Consider the following 18,583-nt stretch of genomic DNA (forward strand, 5'->3'; position numbering starts at 1 on the left):
AGATGTGTATAAGAGAAATCAGATTCCATAAACTGATTTCCTAAAAAGAGAAAATAAAAAAAGCTGCAGGAAGTTTATCCGGAGAGGCATTTATCCGCAGTTAAGACGTTTATTATTGCTGTTCTTTGGTCATTTGTCCCGCGGGTATATTCAATTGCAGCATTTGTTTTTCTTAAACAATCTAAGCAATTAGCGACCTTTTGATGGCGCGACATTTCTGCTTTACATACTGTTGCGGGCTAAATATAGTCAAAAACAGCTCAACATTTTCCTCTACATAAATACAACATCGAAAGGTGCAGCGCTAATGAGTTTTTCTACTGATAATTCAGCGGCTTCCGTTTCGGACAAGAAGCGGCCGGTTATTGCGATCCACGGTGGTGCAGGGGCGATTACCCGCGCGGCGATGAGCGCTGAAAAAGAACGACTTTATTTAGCCGAACTGGAGAGAATAGTCGCCAGCGGACAGGCTATTCTGGCCTCCGGCGGCAGTGCACTGGATGCGGTCACCGAAGCGGTGCGTCTGCTTGAAGAGTGCCCGTTATTTAATGCCGGAAAAGGGGCGGTTTTTACCCATCAGGGCACGCATGAGTTAGACGCCTGCATTATGGATGGCCGTACGCTCGATGCCGGTGCCATCAGTTGTGTGAACCATATTCGCAATCCTGTTCTCACCGCCCGTAAGGTGCTGGAAGTCAGTCCGCATGTGATGTTTACCGGCGCGGGCGCGGAAGCCTTTGCCCGCGAACACGGCCAGGAAATGGTCGGACCGGACTACTTTTTCACGCAGGAACGTTATGATCAGTTGCAACGTGCCATCGCGGCAGATAACGGCGTGATGCTTGATCACGATGGCGCGTCGCTCAGTGCCCCCGTGTCTGATGACCCGCTGGATCCTGAACATAAATTTGGCACCGTAGGTGCCGTGGCGATGGACGCGCTGGGTAATCTGGCGGCGGCGACATCGACCGGCGGTATGACCAACAAACAGGCCGGGCGCGTCGGCGATTCACCGGTTATTGGCGCGGGCTGTTACGCCAGTAACAATACGGTAGCGATTTCCAGCACCGGTACCGGCGAAGTGTTTATGCGCACGGTGGCAGCCTATGATGTGGCGGCGCTGATCGAATACGCCGGTCTTTCTCTGGAAGAGGCCACACATAAAGTGGTGCAGGAAAAACTGCTTTCTCTGGGCGGAAGCGGTGGAATGATTGCCGTGGATAAATTTGGCAACGTGGTGCTACCTTTTAACAGCGAAGGCATGTACCGCGGCTTCGCCCGTGTGGGTGACGCTCCCTGCGTCAGTATTTACCGGTCATGAACAGCCCGATGAACAGTTCGCTTATTCTGCCACCCGATCACGTGGTTGCCGTCAGTCAGCTCAGCGTGCAGTTTGCTCATGAAGGGCAGGTCACTCAGGCGGTCAGTAATCTCAGTTTTCAGGTAAAGCGCGGTGAAACGCTGGCGATTGTTGGCGAATCGGGTTCCGGAAAATCCGTGACCTCGCTGGCGCTGATGCGGCTGGTGGAGCAGGGCGGCGGAAAGATTTTACAGGGTCAAATGCAGTTTCGTCGTCGTAACGGTGAGGTAGTTGATTTGATCAACGCCACGCAGCCTGCCATGCGTAATCTGCGTGGTGCGGATATGGCGATGATTTTTCAGGAGCCGATGACGTCGCTCAATCCGGTCTTTCCGGTGGGCGAACAAATTGCCGAATCGATCCGCTTGCACCAGAACAAAGATCACCGCGCCGCCCGTGCGGAAGCGCTGCGGATGCTTGATCTGGTGCGCATTCCTGAAGCCCGGAATATTCTCGACAGTTATCCGCATCAGCTTTCCGGCGGCATGCGCCAGCGGGTGATGATTGCGATGGCGCTCTCCTGTAAGCCTGCGTTACTGATTGCCGATGAACCGACGACGGCGCTGGATGTCACCATTCAGGCACAAATTCTGCAACTGATCCGTGTGCTGCAAAAAGAGATGCAGATGGGGGTGATTTTTATCACGCATGACATGGGAGTAGTGGCCGAAATTGCGGACCGTGTGCTGGTAATGCATCAGGGCAACAGTGTCGAAACGGGGGAAGTAAACGCTATATTCCGTTCACCGCAGGCGCCTTACACTCAGACATTGCTGGCGGCGGTACCCAAACTCGGCTCGATGGCCGGGAAAGCGCTGCCCGCACGCTTTCCCGCGCCTGAACAGCCGGAAAGTGATCCGGCGCTGATACAAAATACTCTCACACCAGGCGCGCCTCCTATATTGCAGGTGCGCGATCTGGTGACGCGTTTTGACCTGCGCAGCGGTGTTTTCAATCGCGTAACCCGACGGGTTCATGCCGTGGAAAAAGTCAGTTTTGATTTGCATCCCGGTGAAACGCTGGCGCTGGTGGGGGAATCAGGCTGTGGTAAATCCACCACCGGCCGTTCGCTGTTAAAACTGGTGAAAAGCCAGGGCGGTACTATCACCTTTAAGGGCCAGACGCTGACCGATATCGGGGGCAGTGAACTGCAACATCTGCGCCGTGATATTCAGTTTATTTTTCAGGACCCTTACGCCTCGCTCGATCCGCGCCTGACGGTAGGTTATTCCATTATGGAGCCGCTGCTGGTTCACAACCTGGCAAAAGGCGCAGAAGCCGAAGCCCGCGTGGCATGGTTACTGGAAAAAGTCGGGCTGTTGCCGGAACACGCGCAGCGTTATCCTCACGAATTTTCCGGCGGTCAGCGGCAGCGAATTTGCATTGCACGCGCGTTAGCGCTTAATCCAAAAGTGGTGATTGCCGATGAATCGGTTTCGGCGCTGGATGTGTCTGTCCGTGCGCAAATCATCAATCTGCTGATGGATCTGCAGAAAGAGTTTGGTCTGGCATTTTTGTTTATTTCACACGATATGGCTGTTGTTGAGCGCATCAGCCACCGTGTGGCGGTGATGTATCTCGGACAGATCGTGGAAATCGGCTCGCGCCGTGCGGTATTTGAAACGCCGCAACATGCCTATACCCGCAAACTCATGGCGGCGGTGCCGGTCGCCGATCCGGCGCACAAACGAAAAGATCAGGCGCTGCTGGTTGATGAAATCCCAAGTCCGGTTCGCGGGCTGCACGATGAGCCGGTGGTGATGCCATTGGTAAAGGTGGGCGAAGGCCATTTTGTCGCCAGGCACAGTATTGCGGGTATTTACTGATTTTTCTGGCGGCTTATTTGAGCCGTCAATTCTTCGCAAGATAAACGGGTAAGACAGGAAAAGGAACTGACATGAATCAGCAGAAATCTAAAGGTAAGAACGTTGTCCGTCAGGCCGTGCTCGCTGCCGCTGTTTTTGGTTCGCTGGCGTCGGCTTCTGCATGGGCGGCAAAAGACGTGGTCATCGCCGTAGGTTCTAACTTCACCTCGCTCGATCCGTATGACGCCAACGACACCCTGTCGCAGGCTGTCGCCAAATCCTTCTATCAGGGCCTGTTTGGCTTTGATAAAAATATGAAACTGGAAAACGTTCTGGCGGACAGTTACACCGTCAGTAAAGACGGTCTGGTTTACACCATCAAGCTGCATCCGGGCATCAAGTTCCAGGACGGCACCGACTTCAATGCGGCGGCGGTAAAGGTTAACTTTGACCGCGCCAGTAATCCGGACAGTCACCTTAAACGCTATAACCTGTTCAAGAATATCGCCAGCACCGAAGCCGTTGATGACAACACGGTGAAAATCACCCTGAAAGAGCCGTTCTCAGCCTTTATTAATATTCTGGCACACCCGTCTGCGGTGATTATTTCCCCGGCGGCGCTGACCAAATACGGCAAAGACATCGGTTTCCATCCGGTTGGCACCGGCCCGTATACGCTTGAACAATGGAATCAGACTGACTTTGTGAAAGTGAAGAAGTTTGACGGGTACTGGAAAAAAGGCGAGCCGAAACTCGACACCATTACCTGGCGTCCTGTGGTAGATAACAATACCCGGGCGGCAATGCTGCAAACCGGCGAGGCTGATCTGGCGTTCCCGGTGCCTTACGAACAGGCGGCCTTGCTGGAGAAAAACGCTAAACTGGATCTGGTGACCGCGCCGTCGATTCTGCATCGTTACATCAGTTTCAATGTCACGCAAAAGCCGTTCGACAATGTGAAAGTGCGTGAGGCGATTAACTACGCGATTAACAAACAGGCGCTGATCAAAGTTGCATTTGCCGGTTACGCCGTGCCGTCTGAAGGGCCGCTGCCGCAGGGCATCGAATACGCGGCGAAATTTAAACCGTGGCCGTATGATCCGGCAAAAGCGAAAGCGTTATTGAAAGAAGCCGGTTATCCGGACGGTTTTACCACCACGTTGTGGTCTTCACATAACAACAGTACCGCGCAAAAAGTGTTGCAGTTTACCCAACAGCAACTGGCGCAGGTGGGTATTAAAGTGACAGTCACCGCAATGGATGCCGCGCAGCGTGCGGCGCAGGTTGAGAACGTCGGACAAAAAGAGGCGGGCATCCGTATGTTCTACACCGGCTGGTCTGCCTCTACCGGTGAAGCAGACTGGGCACTGTCTCCGCTGTTTTCCACCCAGGCCGCGCCACCGAAGCAGTTCAATACTGCCTTCTACAGCAACGCACAGGTGGATAAAGATTTGTCCGATGCGCTGAAAACGACCGACAAAGCCGAGAAAGCCAAACTGTACGCTGCTGCCCAGAAACAAATCTGGACCGATGCGCCGTGGGCATTCCTGGTCACTGAACGTCTGGTTTCAGCCAAAAATAAACGTCTGACCGGTTTCTATGTGATGCCGGATACGGCTTTCAGCTTTGACGATGCAGATGTGAAATAATACGCGGTGAAGCCTTCAGGGCGCGTCATGTAACAGCATGGACGCCCTGAAATCGTGTGTTCCGGGGCCGGAACATAGATGTCTACCGTGAAATCACAGACAGCCAATCATGCTTAATTATTTTTTAAAACGATTACTCGGACTGATACCCACGCTGCTGATTGTGGCCGTGCTGGTCTTTTTGTTTGTGCATCTGTTGCCGGGCGATCCGGCGCGGCTGATGGCCGGCCAGGATGCCGATGCCAGCGTGGTTGCGCTGGTGCGTCAGGATTTAGGGCTGGATAAGCCGCTTTATCAGCAATTTTTCACTTTCTTCGGCAATGCGCTGACCGGTGATTTCGGCCACTCGATGGTTTCAAAACGCCCGGTCATTGAAGAAATCAGTTCGCGCTTTATGCCGACGTTTTGGCTGACGCTGACCAGTATGGTGTGGTCAGTGGTTTTCGGTCTGGTGATTGGCGTGGTCTCCGCCGTGTGGCGTAACCGCTGGCCGGACAGACTGGGCATGGCGCTCGCCGTCTCAGGTATTTCCTTCCCGGCTTTCGCGCTGGGCATGTTGCTGATGCAAATTTTTTCCGTTGAACTGGGCTGGCTGCCGACGGTCGGTGCCGACAGCTGGCGGCACTATATTCTCCCTTCTGTTACGCTCGGTGCAGCGGTGGCGGCGATCATGGCCCGCTTTACCCGCGCGTCCTTTGTCGACGTTATGCAGGAAGATTATATGCGTACCGCGCGCGCCAAGGGCGTGCACGAAGCGGTGGTGGTGGTCAAACATGGCCTGCGCAACGCGATGATCCCGGTTGTGACGATGATGGGGTTGCAATTTGGCTTCCTGCTCGGCGGGTCGATTGTGGTTGAAAAAGTGTTCAACTGGCCGGGGTTAGGGCGGTTGCTGGTTGATTCGGTCGAGATGCGGGATTATCCGGTGATACAGGCAGAAGTGCTGCTGTTTTCGCTGGAGTTCATCCTGATCAATCTGCTGGTAGACATGCTGTACGCCGTCATTAACCCTTCCATCCGATACAAGTGAGTAAGCGCATGAAAAACTGGCGGCGAAATGCCGTACTCGCGAGTTTACCGGTCATCACGCCGGAAACTGCGCAATCACAGGCGGGAAGGACACCGTGGAAAGCGTTCTGGCGTCGTTTTCGCCGGCAGCATATTGCGATGATTGCGGGGGCTTTTATCCTGCTGCTGATCGCGGCGGCCATTCTTGCGCCGTGGCTGGTGCCGTTTGATGCGGAAAATTACTTTGATTATGACCGTCTGAACGACGGGCCATCGCTGGTCCACTGGCTGGGCGTGGATTCTCTCGGGCGTGACATTTTCAGCCGCATCCTGATGGGCACGCGGATTTCACTCGCCGCAGGCGTACTTTCTGTGGTGCTCGGCGCGGCAATTGGTACGGTGTTCGGCTTGCTGGCGGGATATTACGAAGGCTGGTGGGATCGCATTACCATGCGCGTCTGTGACGTCCTGTTTGCTTTTCCCGGGATTTTACTGGCGATCGCCGTCGTTGCGGTAATGGGCAACGGTATGTCGAACGTGATTATCGCTGTGGCGATTTTCAGCATTCCTGCCTTCGCACGTCTGGTTCGCGGCAATACGCTGGTGCTGAAACAGCAAACTTATATTGAATCGGCGCGCAGCATCGGCGCATCCGACGCCACGATTTTGTTCCGCCACATTCTGCCGGGTACGTTGTCGTCCATAGTGGTGTATTTCACCATGCGTATCGGCACGTCGATCATCACCGCCGCCAGCCTGTCGTTTCTGGGTATGGGCGCACAGCCCCCGACGCCGGAGTGGGGCGCGATGCTCAACGAAGCCCGCGCCGACATGGTCATGGCTCCCCATGTGGCCATATTCCCCAGTCTGGCCATATTCCTGACCGTACTGGCGTTTAATTTGCTGGGTGACGGATTACGGGATGCGCTGGATCCAAAATTGAAGAATTGATTTTTGCTCCCTTCCCTGCGAAGGGGAGGGAGCAAGGCGAAACACTGCCCTATCAGCAGGGAGAGGAGCCGGTTGCTTCTATTTTTAGGATCCTGCACTTATGCCTTCGGGTGCAAAAACTCCGCATGGAATCTCAGGTGATCTTCCACAAACGAGGCGATGGTGAAGTAGCTGTGATCGTAGCCCGGCTGAACCCGCAGTTGTAACGGCCAGCCGCGCTGACGCGCTATCTCTGCCAGTTTTGCCGGTTGAAGCTGATCCGCCAGAAACTGGTCGCTGTCGCCCTGATCGACCAGAATCGGGAACGGCTTTTGATCCGCTGGCAATGCACTCAGCAGGTGACAACTGTCGTATTTCAGCCACTGGCTTTCATCATCGCCCAGATACGCACTGAACGCTTTACGCCCCCACGGTACCTGAGCCGGATTGACGATCGGCGCAAACGCTGATGCCGAACAGAAACGTTGCGGATTACGCAATGCCAGCATCAGCGCACCGTGGCCGCCCATTGAGTGACCGAAAATTGACTGACGCTCGCTGATTTTGAAATGGTCGCGGATCAGCGCAGGCAGTTCATCAAGCAGATAATCGTACATCCGGTAATGGGCAGCCCAGGGTGCCTGAGTCGCGTTCAGGTAAAAACCGGCGCCCTGACCCAGATCATAACCGTCATCGTTGGCAACACCCTCACCGCGCGGACTGGTATCAGGCATCACCAGAATGATGCCGAGTTCAGCTGCGACGCGCTGCGCCCCGGCTTTTGTCGTAAAGTTTTCATCATTACAGGTCAGGCCCGACAGCCAGTACAGGACGGGCGGCGGCGCGTCATCGGGTGACGGAGGCAGATAAACGCTGAACGTCATGCTGCAATTCAGGCTCTCAGAGGTATGGCGGTAGCGCTGCTGCCAGCCGCCAAACATCCGGTGTTCTTCGAGTAGTTCAACCGAGCTGCTCATTGACACATTCCTTACTTATTAAAATGAATAACCGTGCGGATAGATTTCCCTTCATGCATCAGGTCAAAGGCTTCGTTGATGTCTTCCAGCGGCAGGGTGTGGGTGATGAAATCGTTCAGGGCAAATTCCCCGTCCAGATAACGTTCCACAATACCTGGCAACTGACTGCGGCCTTTCACACCACCGAACGCAGAACCACGCCAGACGCGGCCGGTGACCAGCTGGAACGGGCGGGTAGAGATTTCTTCGCCCGCACCGGCAACGCCGATGATGACAGATTCACCCCAGCCTTTATGGCAGCATTCCAGTGCGGAACGCATCACGTTCACGTTACCGATACATTCGAAGGAAAAGTCCACACCGCCGTCGGTCATTTCAACAATCACATCCTGAATAGGCTTGTCGAAATCTTTCGGATTGATCAGGTCGGTTGCGCCGAGTTTACGTGCCAGATCGAATTTACTGGTATTCAGATCAATACCAATGATGCGGCCTGCACCGGCCATCACCGCACCGATAATCGCAGAAAGACCAATGCCGCCGAGACCGAAAATGGCCACGGTGTCACCTTTTTTCACTTTAGCCGTGTTGATGACCGCGCCCATACCGGTGGTCACGCCACATCCGAGCAGACACACTTCTTCCAGCGGCGCTTCTTTGTTGATTTTTGCCAGTGAGATTTCAGGTACTACGGTGTATTCAGAGAAGGTTGACGTGCCCATGTAATGGAAAATCGGCTTGCCGTCTTTGAAGAAACGCGTGGTGCCGTCCGGCATCAGACCTTTACCTTGTGTGGTACGGATAGCCTGACACAGGTTGGTTTTACCGGATTTGCAGAATTTACACTCGCCACATTCCGGCGTGTACAGCGGGATGACATGGTCGCCTACGGCGACGCTGGTGACTCCTTCGCCTACGGCTTCGACTACGCCGCCGCCTTCATGGCCAAGGATTGCCGGGAATACGCCCTCCGGATCCTTGCCGGAGAGTGTGTAGGCATCAGTATGACAAACACCAGTGGCAACAATACGCACCAGCACTTCGCCTTTTTGCGGCGGCATTAAATCCACTTCTTCGATGGACAGAGGTTGGTTCGGGCCCCAGGCGACAGCCGCACGTGTTTTGATCATTTGCATTTTTTAGCTCCAGTCAGGTGTTTTTGCTTATTCAGGTTTTTAACTTAATAGGTGGGATGCAGCACCGGATCATGTTCCCCGGCGAGCGGATGCTTCAGTAACGGGATGACCCCGTCATTTTGTTCAATAATCAGTTCCTTCAGCGCCCGGACATTCGGGCTGAACGCATCCCGGCGCCAGATAAGCCAGGTGGCGGTATCGGCGAATTCATCCGGAATGTCGTGAATTTCTACCCGCTCGTGGCCGGGCAGTTGTTCCAGCACAGAACGCGGGATCATGGCAATACCCGCACCGCTGGCGACACACGCCATCATGGAGTGGTAGGACTGAATCTCCAGAGTATTGGCGACCGGAACGTTCATCTGTCTGATCCATCCCTGTAAACGCTGGCGGTAGGAACAGCTGGGGCGGAATGCAAAAACAGTGTGGCCGCTGCGACCGTCAGGCACTTCCAGCGGTGATTCACCCGGCGGGGTGATCACCACCATCCTTTCACGAAAAGAAATACAGCCGTTGATATCATCAAAATCGATCGGGCCATCAACCAGTGCTGCGGCGAGACGGCCGGCACGTACGTTGTCGATGATTTCACCGGAAGTCGCCGTCACCAGCGACAGTGCCACCTGTGGAAACTTCTGATGATAAGCCGCCAGCAACGAAGGCAGGCGGGTTGCCGCCGTGCTTTCCATCGAACCCAGCGCGAAATTCCCGGCGGGTTCACCGGCATGCATGATGCTCATCGCCTCATCACTGAGCGCCAGAATGCGCTCGGCATAGTTGAGGAAGTTATGTCCCATGGCGGAAAGACGGATGCGCTGCTTCTCGCGGATAAACAGATCAGTGCCCAGTTCAAGTTCGAGCTGACGCAGACGGGTGGTCAGGTTCGACGGCACACGATGCAGTTGCTCGGCCGCACGCGCCAGCGAACCGGTTTCCGCTACGCAGCAAAACATCCGTAACTGAGTCAGATCCATGGTGGGTTCCTGTGTTCTCTAATCGTAAACAAGTTGGTTTGTATTATTCAGTTTTCGTGATTGTACCCATAAGGCATCATAGCGACAACTTCCAATTAACTTTCTTTTAAGAAATCTGCTGTTTTCCGCGACAGGCTTTGAGTATGTTTATTCATTGTTTCTAATATGTTGCATTGCAGTTTCTTCTGACGGAGCAATTATGGCTTTTCGCATTGCGCTAAGTGGTTTTCTGGCTTTTGTGGTCGCGATGGGTATCGGGCGCTTCGCCTTTACACCGCAGGTTCCTTTAATGATAGCTGAACATCAGTTCAGCCTGACCGGCGCAGGTCTGGTCGCCGCGTTCAATTATCTCGGTTATCTGTGTGGCGCGTTTGATGGCATGCGTGCCAGCAAACATCTTGAGCGTCGCTTGTGGCTGGGGGTATGGGGCGGGGTGATCCTGACTTTACTGTCGGCGGTGATTTCCGGCGAAGTGCTGCACAGTATTGTACGCTTCCTGATCGGCTGGACCAGCGGCTGGGCGATGGTGATGGTATCGGCATGGTGTAACGAACGGCTGGCGCACTATGGTCGTCCGGCGCTTAGCGCGGCAGTCTTTGCCGGGCCGGGCGCGGGGATTTTCCTCAGCGGCATGCTGGCGGTGGGGATCCACAGTTTACAGCTGACCTCAGCGCAGGCCTGGTGCGTTTACGGTGTGCTGGCGCTGATTTTTGTGGCGATCATTACACCGAATCTGCCGCGAAAAGGGGATTTGCACCGGTCGCATATGGCGTCATCACCGCTGGTGATGACGCCTGCGCTCAGACGTCTGGTGTGGAGCTACAGCCTGGCAGGTTTCGGTTACATTCTGCCCGCAACCTTTTTATCGCAGATGGCGAGTGCACGTTTCCCTGACAGCCTGTTCGCCCAGTTTGTCTGGCCGGTGTTTGGCGGTGCGGCGGTCACCGGCATTGTCATCGGTATTCTCACCCGGCATTGTCTGACCACCCATACCCGTCTGGCGCTGACGCTATGGATCCAGGGACTGGGGATTTTGTGTGCGGAAGTGGTGCCGGGTGTCAGCGGACTGGTGCTCGGGGCTTTACTGACCGGCGGCGGTTTCCTCAGCGTGGTGCAATTAGCCTTACAATACAGCCGCGAGCTTGCGCCTGACCACAGCCGTTATATGGCCGGGTTGCTGACGACCGGTTATGCCGTCGGCCAGTTATTCGGCCCGGTGCTCTCCGCCATTTCTACCGCGCTGACCCATCGGCTGGAGCCCGCGTTGTACGTTGCGCTGGCCGGTTTCATTATCGCCGGTGCGCTGGTGGTTCGCCACAAACGATAACTTGCCGCTATTTCATCCATCAGGGCTATTTCATCCATCAAGAAAGCAATCACTGGATTCTGAACCGGCTCTCTACTACAGTAAGCCACCTCACTTTGGCGTGATCTGCGTCAAAGTGATTACATCTGCCGGAGAAGAAACAATGCCAACCCTGAGTAAAGAAGCCGTCTTGGTTCACGAGGCCCTGTTAGCCCGTGGTCTGGAAACCCCTCTGCGTGAAGCTTTGCCGATCGACAACGAAACGCGCAAGCAGCGGATCCAGGAGCATATGACCGGTATTATGCAGCTTCTCAATCTGGATCTTTCCGATGACAGTCTGGCGGAGACGCCGCACCGCATCGCCAAGATGTACGTGGATGAAATTTTCTCCGGGCTTGATTATGCCAACTTCCCGAAAATCACCGTCATCGAAAATAAGATGAAAGTGGATGAAATGGTCACTGTGCGCGATATCACGCTGACCAGCACCTGCGAACACCATTTCGTGACCATCGACGGTAAAGCGACCGTGGCGTACATCCCGAAAGAGACCGTAATTGGTCTGTCCAAAATCAACCGCATCGTGCAATTCTTCTCGCAGCGCCCGCAGGTTCAGGAACGCCTGACCCAGCAGATACTGGTTGCACTGCAAACCCTGCTCGGCACCACCAATGTGGCGGTATCGATTGATGCAGTGCATTACTGCGTGAAGGCGCGTGGTGTCCGTGACGCGACCAGCGCGACCACCACGACCTCTCTGGGCGGTCTGTTTAAGTCGAGCCAGAATACGCGACAGGAATTCCTGAGAACGGTCAGACACGCCAGCTAACAGCGGCGTTTTAACCGGTCAGACACTTTATATTGCGGCACCTTACGGGTGCCGTTAGTCTGTCTGAAGCCCGCACAATTTTCAGCTCCTTACCGTTAACAGGAACGTCAGGTATGCGCTCACGTATTGCCACGCTCGACTTTGCCCGTGGTCTCGCCATTTTTGGCATTCTTCTGCTCAATATCAGCGCCTTCGGTTTGCCGAAAGCCGCTTATCTGAATCCGGCATTTGCCGGGACACCTTCTGCTTCTGACACCTGGACCTGGGCGGTGCTTGACGCTGTGGCGCAGGGCAAGTTCCTGATGATGTTCGCCATGCTGTTTGGCGGTGGCCTGTATTTATTACTGCCACGCGGCAAACACTGGATCCAGGCGCGGTTGTCAATTTTATTATTGTGCGGTTTTTTCCATGCCACGTTGTTATGGGACGGCGATATTTTGCTGTCTTACGGGCTGATTGGTCTGGTGTGCTGGCGGATGGTGCGGGAAGGGCGCAGCAGCCAGTCGCTGATATCAACGGGCATTATTTTGTATCTGATCGGTGTGGCTGTGCTGGCAATGCTGGGATTTATTTCCTCACCAAAACCTGGCAGCTTCTGGCTTCCGGGGCCGGCGGAAATTCAGTATGAGCAATACTGGCGACTGAAAGGCGGGTGGGAGGCGATTCAGAACCGGCTCGATTTGCTGTCGTCCAGTTTGCTGGCGATCGGCGCGCAATACGGCTGGGAACTGGCGGGCGCCATGCTGATTGGTTCCGGCCTGATGCGCAGCGGATGGCTGAAGGGTGAATTCCGTTCATCCCATTACCGCAAAGTCGCAGCCGTGCTGTTACCGTTTTCATTACTGATTCAGATCCCGGCGATTTATCTGCAATATCGTACCGGCTGGGACTACCGGTGGAGCGGTTTTTTGTTGCAGGTGCCGCGTGAGATTGGCTCGCTGATGCAGGCGGTGAGTTATCTGGCGCTGTGTTACGGCTTCTGGCCGCTGATTTCGCGCTGGCGCGTGACGCACTGGCTTTCGCAGATTGGCCGCATGGCGCTGACCAACTACCTGTTGCAGACTGTCATCTGTACCACATTTTTCAATACCCTTGGTTTCTATCAGCATTTCGACCGGTTGCAACTGATGGCGCTGGTGCCGCTGATCTGGGTATGTAATTTGCTGGTGACAGTGCTGTGGTTGCGTCATTTTCGGCAGGGACCGGTGGAGTGGCTGTGGCGGAAACTCACCATCAAAGCCTCCGGCGTAGAACTGAAAACAGCCTGAACCCGATGACGTTACATCATCCTAAATGATAGATTTGGGATGAAGGTTGCAGATTTGTATGTAAACGTTTTCTTTCCTGTGACGAGATTCACGCAGGCGTTTTCGCAAAATGTTTAGGATAGCGGTCGTGCCACTCCGATGACCACTACACTAAAAAAGGAAACGCCATGCGCACTTCACCTCGCTTCTCTTTGTCTGGTTTTTTTACTTCCTGGGTCAAAAATTTCCGTATTCCTCCGTACCATTCCCTGACTGATCACGGAGCGACGCATGGTCACAATTCGTGATGTCGCCCGGCTGGCGGGGGTTTCTGTCGCCACCGTGTCACGCGTTCTGAACAATCCGACCATTGCCAGCAAAGAGGCGCGCGAGCAGGTGCTACAGGCTGTCGCCACGCTGGGATACCGTCCTAATGCCAATGCGCAGGCACTGGCCACGCAAAGCAGCGATACTATCGGCGTTGTGGTTATGGATGTTTCAGACCCGTTTTTTGGGGCACTGGTGAAAGCCGTTGATACTGTCGCGCAGCAACATCAGAAATATGTCCTGATAGGTAACAGCTATCATATTGCCGAAAAAGAAAGGCACGCCATTGAGGTTTTGATTCGTCAACGCTGTAACGCGCTCATTGTGCATTCTAAGGCACTGGGTGATGACGAGCTTTCGCAGTTTATGGATCAGGTGTCGGGTATGGTGCTGATTAACCGTGTCATTCCGGGCTACGAACACCGCTGTGTCTGGCTTAATAACGTCAGCGGCGCAGAAATGGCAACCCGGCTGTTACTGTCGCAGGGACATCAGCGCATCGGTTACATTGGTTCAAGTCATGGCATTGAAGACGATTTGCAGCGTTATCAGGGCTATTCGCAGGCAATGACGCAGGCACATCATAGCGCTGAAGCGCCACCTGCCGCATGGCGGGCGCAAAGTTCGCCCGATCTGCAGGGCGGGGAAGCCGCCATGGTGGAACTGCTCGGGCGCAATCTGCACCTCAGTGCGGTGTTTACCTACAACGATTCAATGGCTGCCGGGGCGATGGCGGTGTTGAAAGAAAACGGAATTAATATTCCTGATGACTTTTCGCTGATCGGTTTCGATGACATTCCGATTGCCCGTTATACCAGCCCGAAAATGACTACCGTGCGTTATCCCATCGTTTCCATGGCGACGCTTGCCACGGAGCTGGCGTTAAAAGGCGCGGCAGAACAGTTAGCTACGGGGGTTTCGCATTGCTTCATGCCTACGCTGGTCAGACGCCATTCGGTAGCACCGTGGCAAAATGTGGCACCCGTCACCTTTTGATCAAATAACGCGATGTAACCGTTTTCAATCTGTGAGAACTTTCACAGTTTATTAACATCGCCCACATTATGATTCATTCGTTTTCAATATGATTCAATTTGGGTCCGGTTTGCCGGACTTGTTACACAGCGAGTCAGGACGTTATAAGTCAAGGATGGCAGGCACCCACAATCATGATGTGGAGCTGTACTGCTCCCGCAAGGATTTCCGGTGCCAAATTCTGTAACACCCTACATAACCGGAGATACAAATGAATAAGAAGGTCTTCACCCTGGCGACTCTGGCTGCAAGCATGATGTTTGGTTTTGCCGCACATGCTGCTGATACTAAAATCGGCGTCACCATCTACAAATATGACGACAACTTCATGTCCGAAGTTCGCAAAGCCATTGAGAAAGATGCGAAAGCGTCTCCAGATGTGCAACTGCTGATGAATGACTCGCAAAACAGCCAGTCCACGCAGAACGACCAGGTTGACGTTATGCTGGCGAAGGGTGTTAAAGCGTTGGCCATTAACCTGGTTGACCCGGCTGCTGCCCCGGTAATCATTGAAAAAGCCCGCGGTGCCGGCATTCCTGTCGTTTTCTATAACAAAGAACCTTCCCGTAAAGATTTAGACAGCTACGACAAAGCCTATTACGTCGGGACTGACTCTAAGGAATCTGGCGTTATTCAGGGTGAGCTGATTGCTAAACACTGGAAAGCTAATCCGGCCTGGGATCTGAACAAAGACGGCGTGATCCAATACGTACTGATCAAAGGCGAACCTGGCCATCCTGATGCTGAAGCGCGTACCAAATACGTCATCAGCACCCTGAACGGCAAAGAAGGTTTGAAAACTCAACAACTGCAACTTGATACCGCTATGTGGGATACCGCCCAGGCGAAAGACAAGATGGATGCATGGTTGTCCGGCCCGAATGCTAACAAAATCGAAGTGGTTATCGCCAACAACGATGCCATGGCAATGGGCGCTGTAGAAGCGCTGAAATCCCATAACAAAACCAGCATTCCGGTATTTGGCGTGGATGCCCTGTCAGAAGCGCTGGCACTGGTGAAATCTGGTGCAATGGCCGGTACCGTGCTTAACGATGCAAACAACCAGGCGAAAGCCACGTTTGATCTGGCGAGAAACCTGGCTGACGGTAAACCCGCCGCTGAAGGGACTACCTGGAAAATTGAAAACAAAGTTGTACGTATTCCTTACGTTGCCGTGGATAAAGACAATCTGTCTTCCTTTGTGAAATAAGACTACGTCAACAGCAGTAAAGGCAGACAGCAATAACAAACAAAGCTAAGCAGTGGCAAAAATAATTGCGGTTAAGCCGTAAATAAAGACTAAGTATGATTAGACGTTAATGCTTATCTGACAGGACGTCATGTCGCTCTGCGTGCGGTGCGTTTACCGGCTGCACGCAGGGCTGACATCAGGTATTAATACACCCGTTTATTTTTATCTTTAGCCAGGTATAACTATGGCCGATAATACGTTATCTGACACAACACATAAACCGGACGAATTCCTTCTGGAAATGAGTGGCATTAATAAATCATTTCCTGGCGTCAGGGCGTTAGATAATGTGAATTTAAAGGTGCGTCCTCATTCCATTCACGCTCTGATGGGTGAAAATGGCGCCGGTAAATCCACATTATTAAAATGCCTTTTCGGGATATACAGTAAAGACTCCGGCACCATTCTTTTTCAGGGACAGGAAGTTAATTTTAAAAGTTCGAAAGAAGCGCTTGAACAAGGCGTGTCGATGGTCCATCAGGAATTAAACCTGGTGTTACAACGTACGGTCATGGATAACATGTGGCTGGGACGTTATCCGACCAAAGGACTTTTTGTCGATCAGGACAAAATGTACAAAGACACCAAAGCGATTTTTGACGAACTGGACATTGATATCGATCCGCGTGACAAGGTCGGTAAGTTGTCCGTTTCACAGATGCAGATGATCGAAATCGCCAAGGCTTTTTCTTACAATGCAAAAATCGTCATTATGGACGAACCGACATCTTCCCTGACGGAAAAAGAAGTGAACCATCTGTTCACGATTATCCGTAAACTGAAAGATCGTGGCTGCGGCATTGTGTATATCTCTCATAAGATGGAAGAAATTTTCCAGCTGTGTGATGAGATAACCATCCTGCGTGACGGACAGTGGATCATTACCCAGCCGCTGGAAGGTCTCGACATGGATAAAATTATTTCCATGATGGTCGGCCGTTCACTGAGCCAGCGCTTCCCTGACCGCCAGAACGTACCGGGTGAAGTGATCCTCGAAGTGCGAAATCTGACTTCACTGCGCCAGCCTTCAATTCGTGATATTTCCTTTGATTTACACAAAGGGGAAATTCTCGGGATTGCCGGTTTAGTCGGTGCAAAACGTACAGATATCGTCGAAACATTATTTGGTATCCGTGAGAAAGTTGCCGGAACCATTAAATTACACGGCAAAAAAATTAATAATCACAGCGCCAATGAAGCCATTAACCATGGTTTTGCGCTGGTAACAGAAGAACGTCGCTCAACCGGTATTTATGCATATCTGGACATTGGCTTTAACTCGCTGATTTCCAATATTCGTCAATATAAAAATAAAGCCGGTTTACTTGATACTTCCCGGATGAAAAGCGACACCCAATGGGTTATCGATTCCATGCGGGTGAAAACGCCGGGACATAAAACCAGCATTGGTTCATTGTCAGGCGGAAATCAGCAAAAGGTTATTATCGGGCGCTGGTTATTGACCAACCCTGAGATATTAATGCTGGACGAACCGACGCGCGGCATTGATGTTGGCGCTAAGTTTGAAATTTACCAGTTAATCACCGAGTTGGCGAAAAAAGAGAAGGGGATCATTATTATCTCCTCTGAAATGCCGGAGTTGCTGGGTATTACTGACAGAATATTGGTTATGAGTAATGGACAGGTGGCGGGTATAGTTGAAACTAAAAATACCTCGCAGAACGAAATATTACGCCTGGCTTCCTTGCATCTCTAATTTTTAAGGGTTCTTATTATGAAAGCATTAAATAAGAAAAGTGTGCTCACTTATTTAAAAGAGGGCGGGATTTATGTGGTATTGCTGGTCTTACTGGCGATTATTATCATCCAGGATCCAAGCTTCCTCAGTCTCGTCAACTTAAGTAACATCCTTACTCAGTCCTCCGTGCGCGTCATTATTGCACTGGGTGTGGCGGGGCTTATTGTCACGCAAGGTACTGACCTCTCCGCCGGGCGGCAGGTGGGTTTAGCGGCGGTGGTCGCCGCCACCATGTTGCAGGCGATGGATAACGTCAATAAAGTTTTCCCGCATCTGGAAGTTGTACCTATTCCGCTGGTTATTCTGACTGTATGTATTGTTGGCGCGTTAATTGGTTTGCTGAACGGTATTATTATCGCTTACCTGAACGTAACGCCATTTATTACCACACTGGGCACGATGATTATCGTCTACGGGATTAACTCCCTGTATTACGATTATGTCGGTTCTTCACCGGTGGCGGGTTTTGACCCGGGCTTCTCCCTGTTCGCACAAGGCTTTATCCATTTAGGTGGCCTGAAGCTTTCCTATATTACGTTCTATGCGCTGATTGCTATCGCCTTTGTCTGGGTGCTGTGGAACAAAACGCGCTTCGGTAAAAACATCTTTGCTATCGGTGGCAATCCGGAAGCAGCAAAAGTCTCCGGCGTTAACGTCCCGTTAAACCTGATCATGATTTATGCATTGTCTGGGGTGTTCTACGCGTTCGGTGGTTTGCTGGAAGCGGGGCGTATCGGCAGTGCCACTAACAACCTCGGATTCATGTACGAACTCGATGCTATCGCGGCCTGTGTGGTCGGCGGCGTGTCCTTCGCAGGGGGGGTGGGTTCTGTGGCAGGGGTGGTGACCGGTGTACTGATATTCACCGTTATCAACTACGGCCTGACCTATATCGGCGTGAATCCGTACTGGCAGTACATCATCAAGGGCAGCATCATCATTTTCGCGGTGGCGCTGGATTCTTTGAAATACGCCAAGAAGAAATAAGC

The 18,583-nt window shown here is 52.8% G+C and carries 15 protein-coding genes; 12 read left to right on the plus strand and 3 right to left on the minus strand.

Annotation, left to right across the window (positions count from 1 at the left end; translation table 11 throughout):
- The first annotated feature begins 307 nt into the window (after positions 1 to 307).
- The 5 genes from J1785_RS14120 to gsiD all read left to right on the plus strand — a co-directional run bounded on the left by J1785_RS14120 (position 308) and on the right by gsiD (position 6,773).
- Positions 308 to 1,321, plus strand: a complete 1,014-nt coding sequence (locus J1785_RS14120) for an isoaspartyl peptidase/L-asparaginase family protein (RefSeq protein WP_217158835.1) — start codon at positions 308 to 310, stop codon at positions 1,319 to 1,321.
- Positions 1,318 to 3,186, plus strand: a complete 1,869-nt coding sequence (locus J1785_RS14125; protein ID WP_217158837.1) for a dipeptide ABC transporter ATP-binding protein — start codon at positions 1,318 to 1,320, stop codon at positions 3,184 to 3,186. The genes J1785_RS14120 and J1785_RS14125 overlap by 4 nt, the downstream gene beginning before the upstream one ends.
- A gap of 71 nt (positions 3,187 to 3,257) precedes the next feature.
- A complete protein-coding gene (gene gsiB / locus J1785_RS14130; RefSeq protein WP_217219605.1) occupies positions 3,258 to 4,814 on the plus strand; it encodes a glutathione ABC transporter substrate-binding protein GsiB in 1,557 nt (518 codons plus the stop codon).
- Between the two features lie 109 nt (positions 4,815 to 4,923).
- The gene (gsiC, locus tag J1785_RS14135; RefSeq protein WP_129952444.1) at positions 4,924 to 5,844 is read left to right on the plus strand and encodes a glutathione ABC transporter permease GsiC; all 921 of its coding nucleotides are present in this window, start codon (positions 4,924 to 4,926) and stop codon (positions 5,842 to 5,844) included.
- Between the two features lie 8 nt (positions 5,845 to 5,852).
- A complete protein-coding gene (gene gsiD, locus J1785_RS14140) occupies positions 5,853 to 6,773 on the plus strand; it encodes a glutathione ABC transporter permease GsiD (protein ID WP_217219607.1) in 921 nt (306 codons plus the stop codon).
- Between the two features lie 98 nt (positions 6,774 to 6,871).
- Here gsiD and fghA read toward each other — a convergent pair whose 3' ends face one another.
- Genes fghA through ptrR form a run of 3 tightly spaced genes read right to left on the minus strand, consistent with a single transcriptional unit; the run spans position 6,872 to position 9,839 of the window.
- Complete coding sequence (fghA, locus tag J1785_RS14145; protein WP_129952446.1) at positions 6,872 to 7,729, minus strand: S-formylglutathione hydrolase; 858 nt, start codon at positions 7,727 to 7,729, stop codon at positions 6,872 to 6,874.
- Between the two features lie 11 nt (positions 7,730 to 7,740).
- On the minus strand, positions 7,741 to 8,865 hold the full coding sequence (locus tag J1785_RS14150) for an S-(hydroxymethyl)glutathione dehydrogenase/class III alcohol dehydrogenase (protein WP_129952447.1): 1,125 nt from the start codon (positions 8,863 to 8,865) through the stop codon (positions 7,741 to 7,743).
- A 44-nt stretch (positions 8,866 to 8,909) separates the two neighbouring features.
- Positions 8,910 to 9,839 carry a putrescine utilization regulator PtrR gene (gene ptrR / locus J1785_RS14155; RefSeq protein ID WP_217219609.1) on the minus strand — a complete coding sequence of 310 codons (930 nt, stop codon included), beginning with the start codon at positions 9,837 to 9,839 and terminating at the stop codon, positions 8,910 to 8,912.
- A 199-nt stretch (positions 9,840 to 10,038) separates the two neighbouring features.
- Here ptrR and J1785_RS14160 point away from each other — a divergent pair, with 199 nt between their 5' ends.
- The 7 genes from J1785_RS14160 (at position 10,039) to mglC (ending at position 18,581) form a co-directional block, all read left to right on the plus strand.
- Positions 10,039 to 11,166 (plus strand): YbfB/YjiJ family MFS transporter, encoded by a 1,128-nt coding sequence (locus J1785_RS14160; RefSeq protein ID WP_129952449.1) that lies wholly within the window; start codon positions 10,039 to 10,041, stop codon positions 11,164 to 11,166.
- A gap of 142 nt (positions 11,167 to 11,308) precedes the next feature.
- A complete protein-coding gene (gene folE / locus J1785_RS14165) occupies positions 11,309 to 11,974 on the plus strand; it encodes a GTP cyclohydrolase I FolE (RefSeq protein ID WP_129952450.1) in 666 nt (221 codons plus the stop codon).
- A gap of 113 nt (positions 11,975 to 12,087) precedes the next feature.
- Entirely contained in the window at positions 12,088 to 13,242 is a 1,155-nt protein-coding gene (yeiB, locus tag J1785_RS14170) for a DUF418 domain-containing protein YeiB (protein WP_129952451.1), read from the plus strand.
- Between the two features lie 270 nt (positions 13,243 to 13,512).
- Positions 13,513 to 14,544, plus strand: a complete 1,032-nt coding sequence (galS, locus tag J1785_RS14175) for an HTH-type transcriptional regulator GalS (RefSeq protein WP_129952452.1) — start codon at positions 13,513 to 13,515, stop codon at positions 14,542 to 14,544.
- 250 nt (positions 14,545 to 14,794) lie between these two features.
- Positions 14,795 to 15,793 carry a galactose/glucose ABC transporter substrate-binding protein MglB gene (gene mglB / locus J1785_RS14180; protein ID WP_129952453.1) on the plus strand — a complete coding sequence of 333 codons (999 nt, stop codon included), beginning with the start codon at positions 14,795 to 14,797 and terminating at the stop codon, positions 15,791 to 15,793.
- A 226-nt stretch (positions 15,794 to 16,019) separates the two neighbouring features.
- Positions 16,020 to 17,552 (plus strand): galactose/methyl galactoside ABC transporter ATP-binding protein MglA, encoded by a 1,533-nt coding sequence (gene mglA, locus J1785_RS14185; protein ID WP_129952454.1) that lies wholly within the window; start codon positions 16,020 to 16,022, stop codon positions 17,550 to 17,552.
- Positions 17,553 to 17,570: 18 nt separating this feature from the next.
- On the plus strand, positions 17,571 to 18,581 hold the full coding sequence (mglC, locus tag J1785_RS14190; protein WP_129952455.1) for a galactose/methyl galactoside ABC transporter permease MglC: 1,011 nt from the start codon (positions 17,571 to 17,573) through the stop codon (positions 18,579 to 18,581).
- Positions 18,582 to 18,583: the final 2 nt, after the last annotated feature.

Origin of the sequence: Rahnella perminowiae, from assembly GCF_019049755.1 — a bacterium.
Lineage (GTDB): Bacteria > Pseudomonadota > Gammaproteobacteria > Enterobacterales > Enterobacteriaceae > Rahnella > Rahnella perminowiae.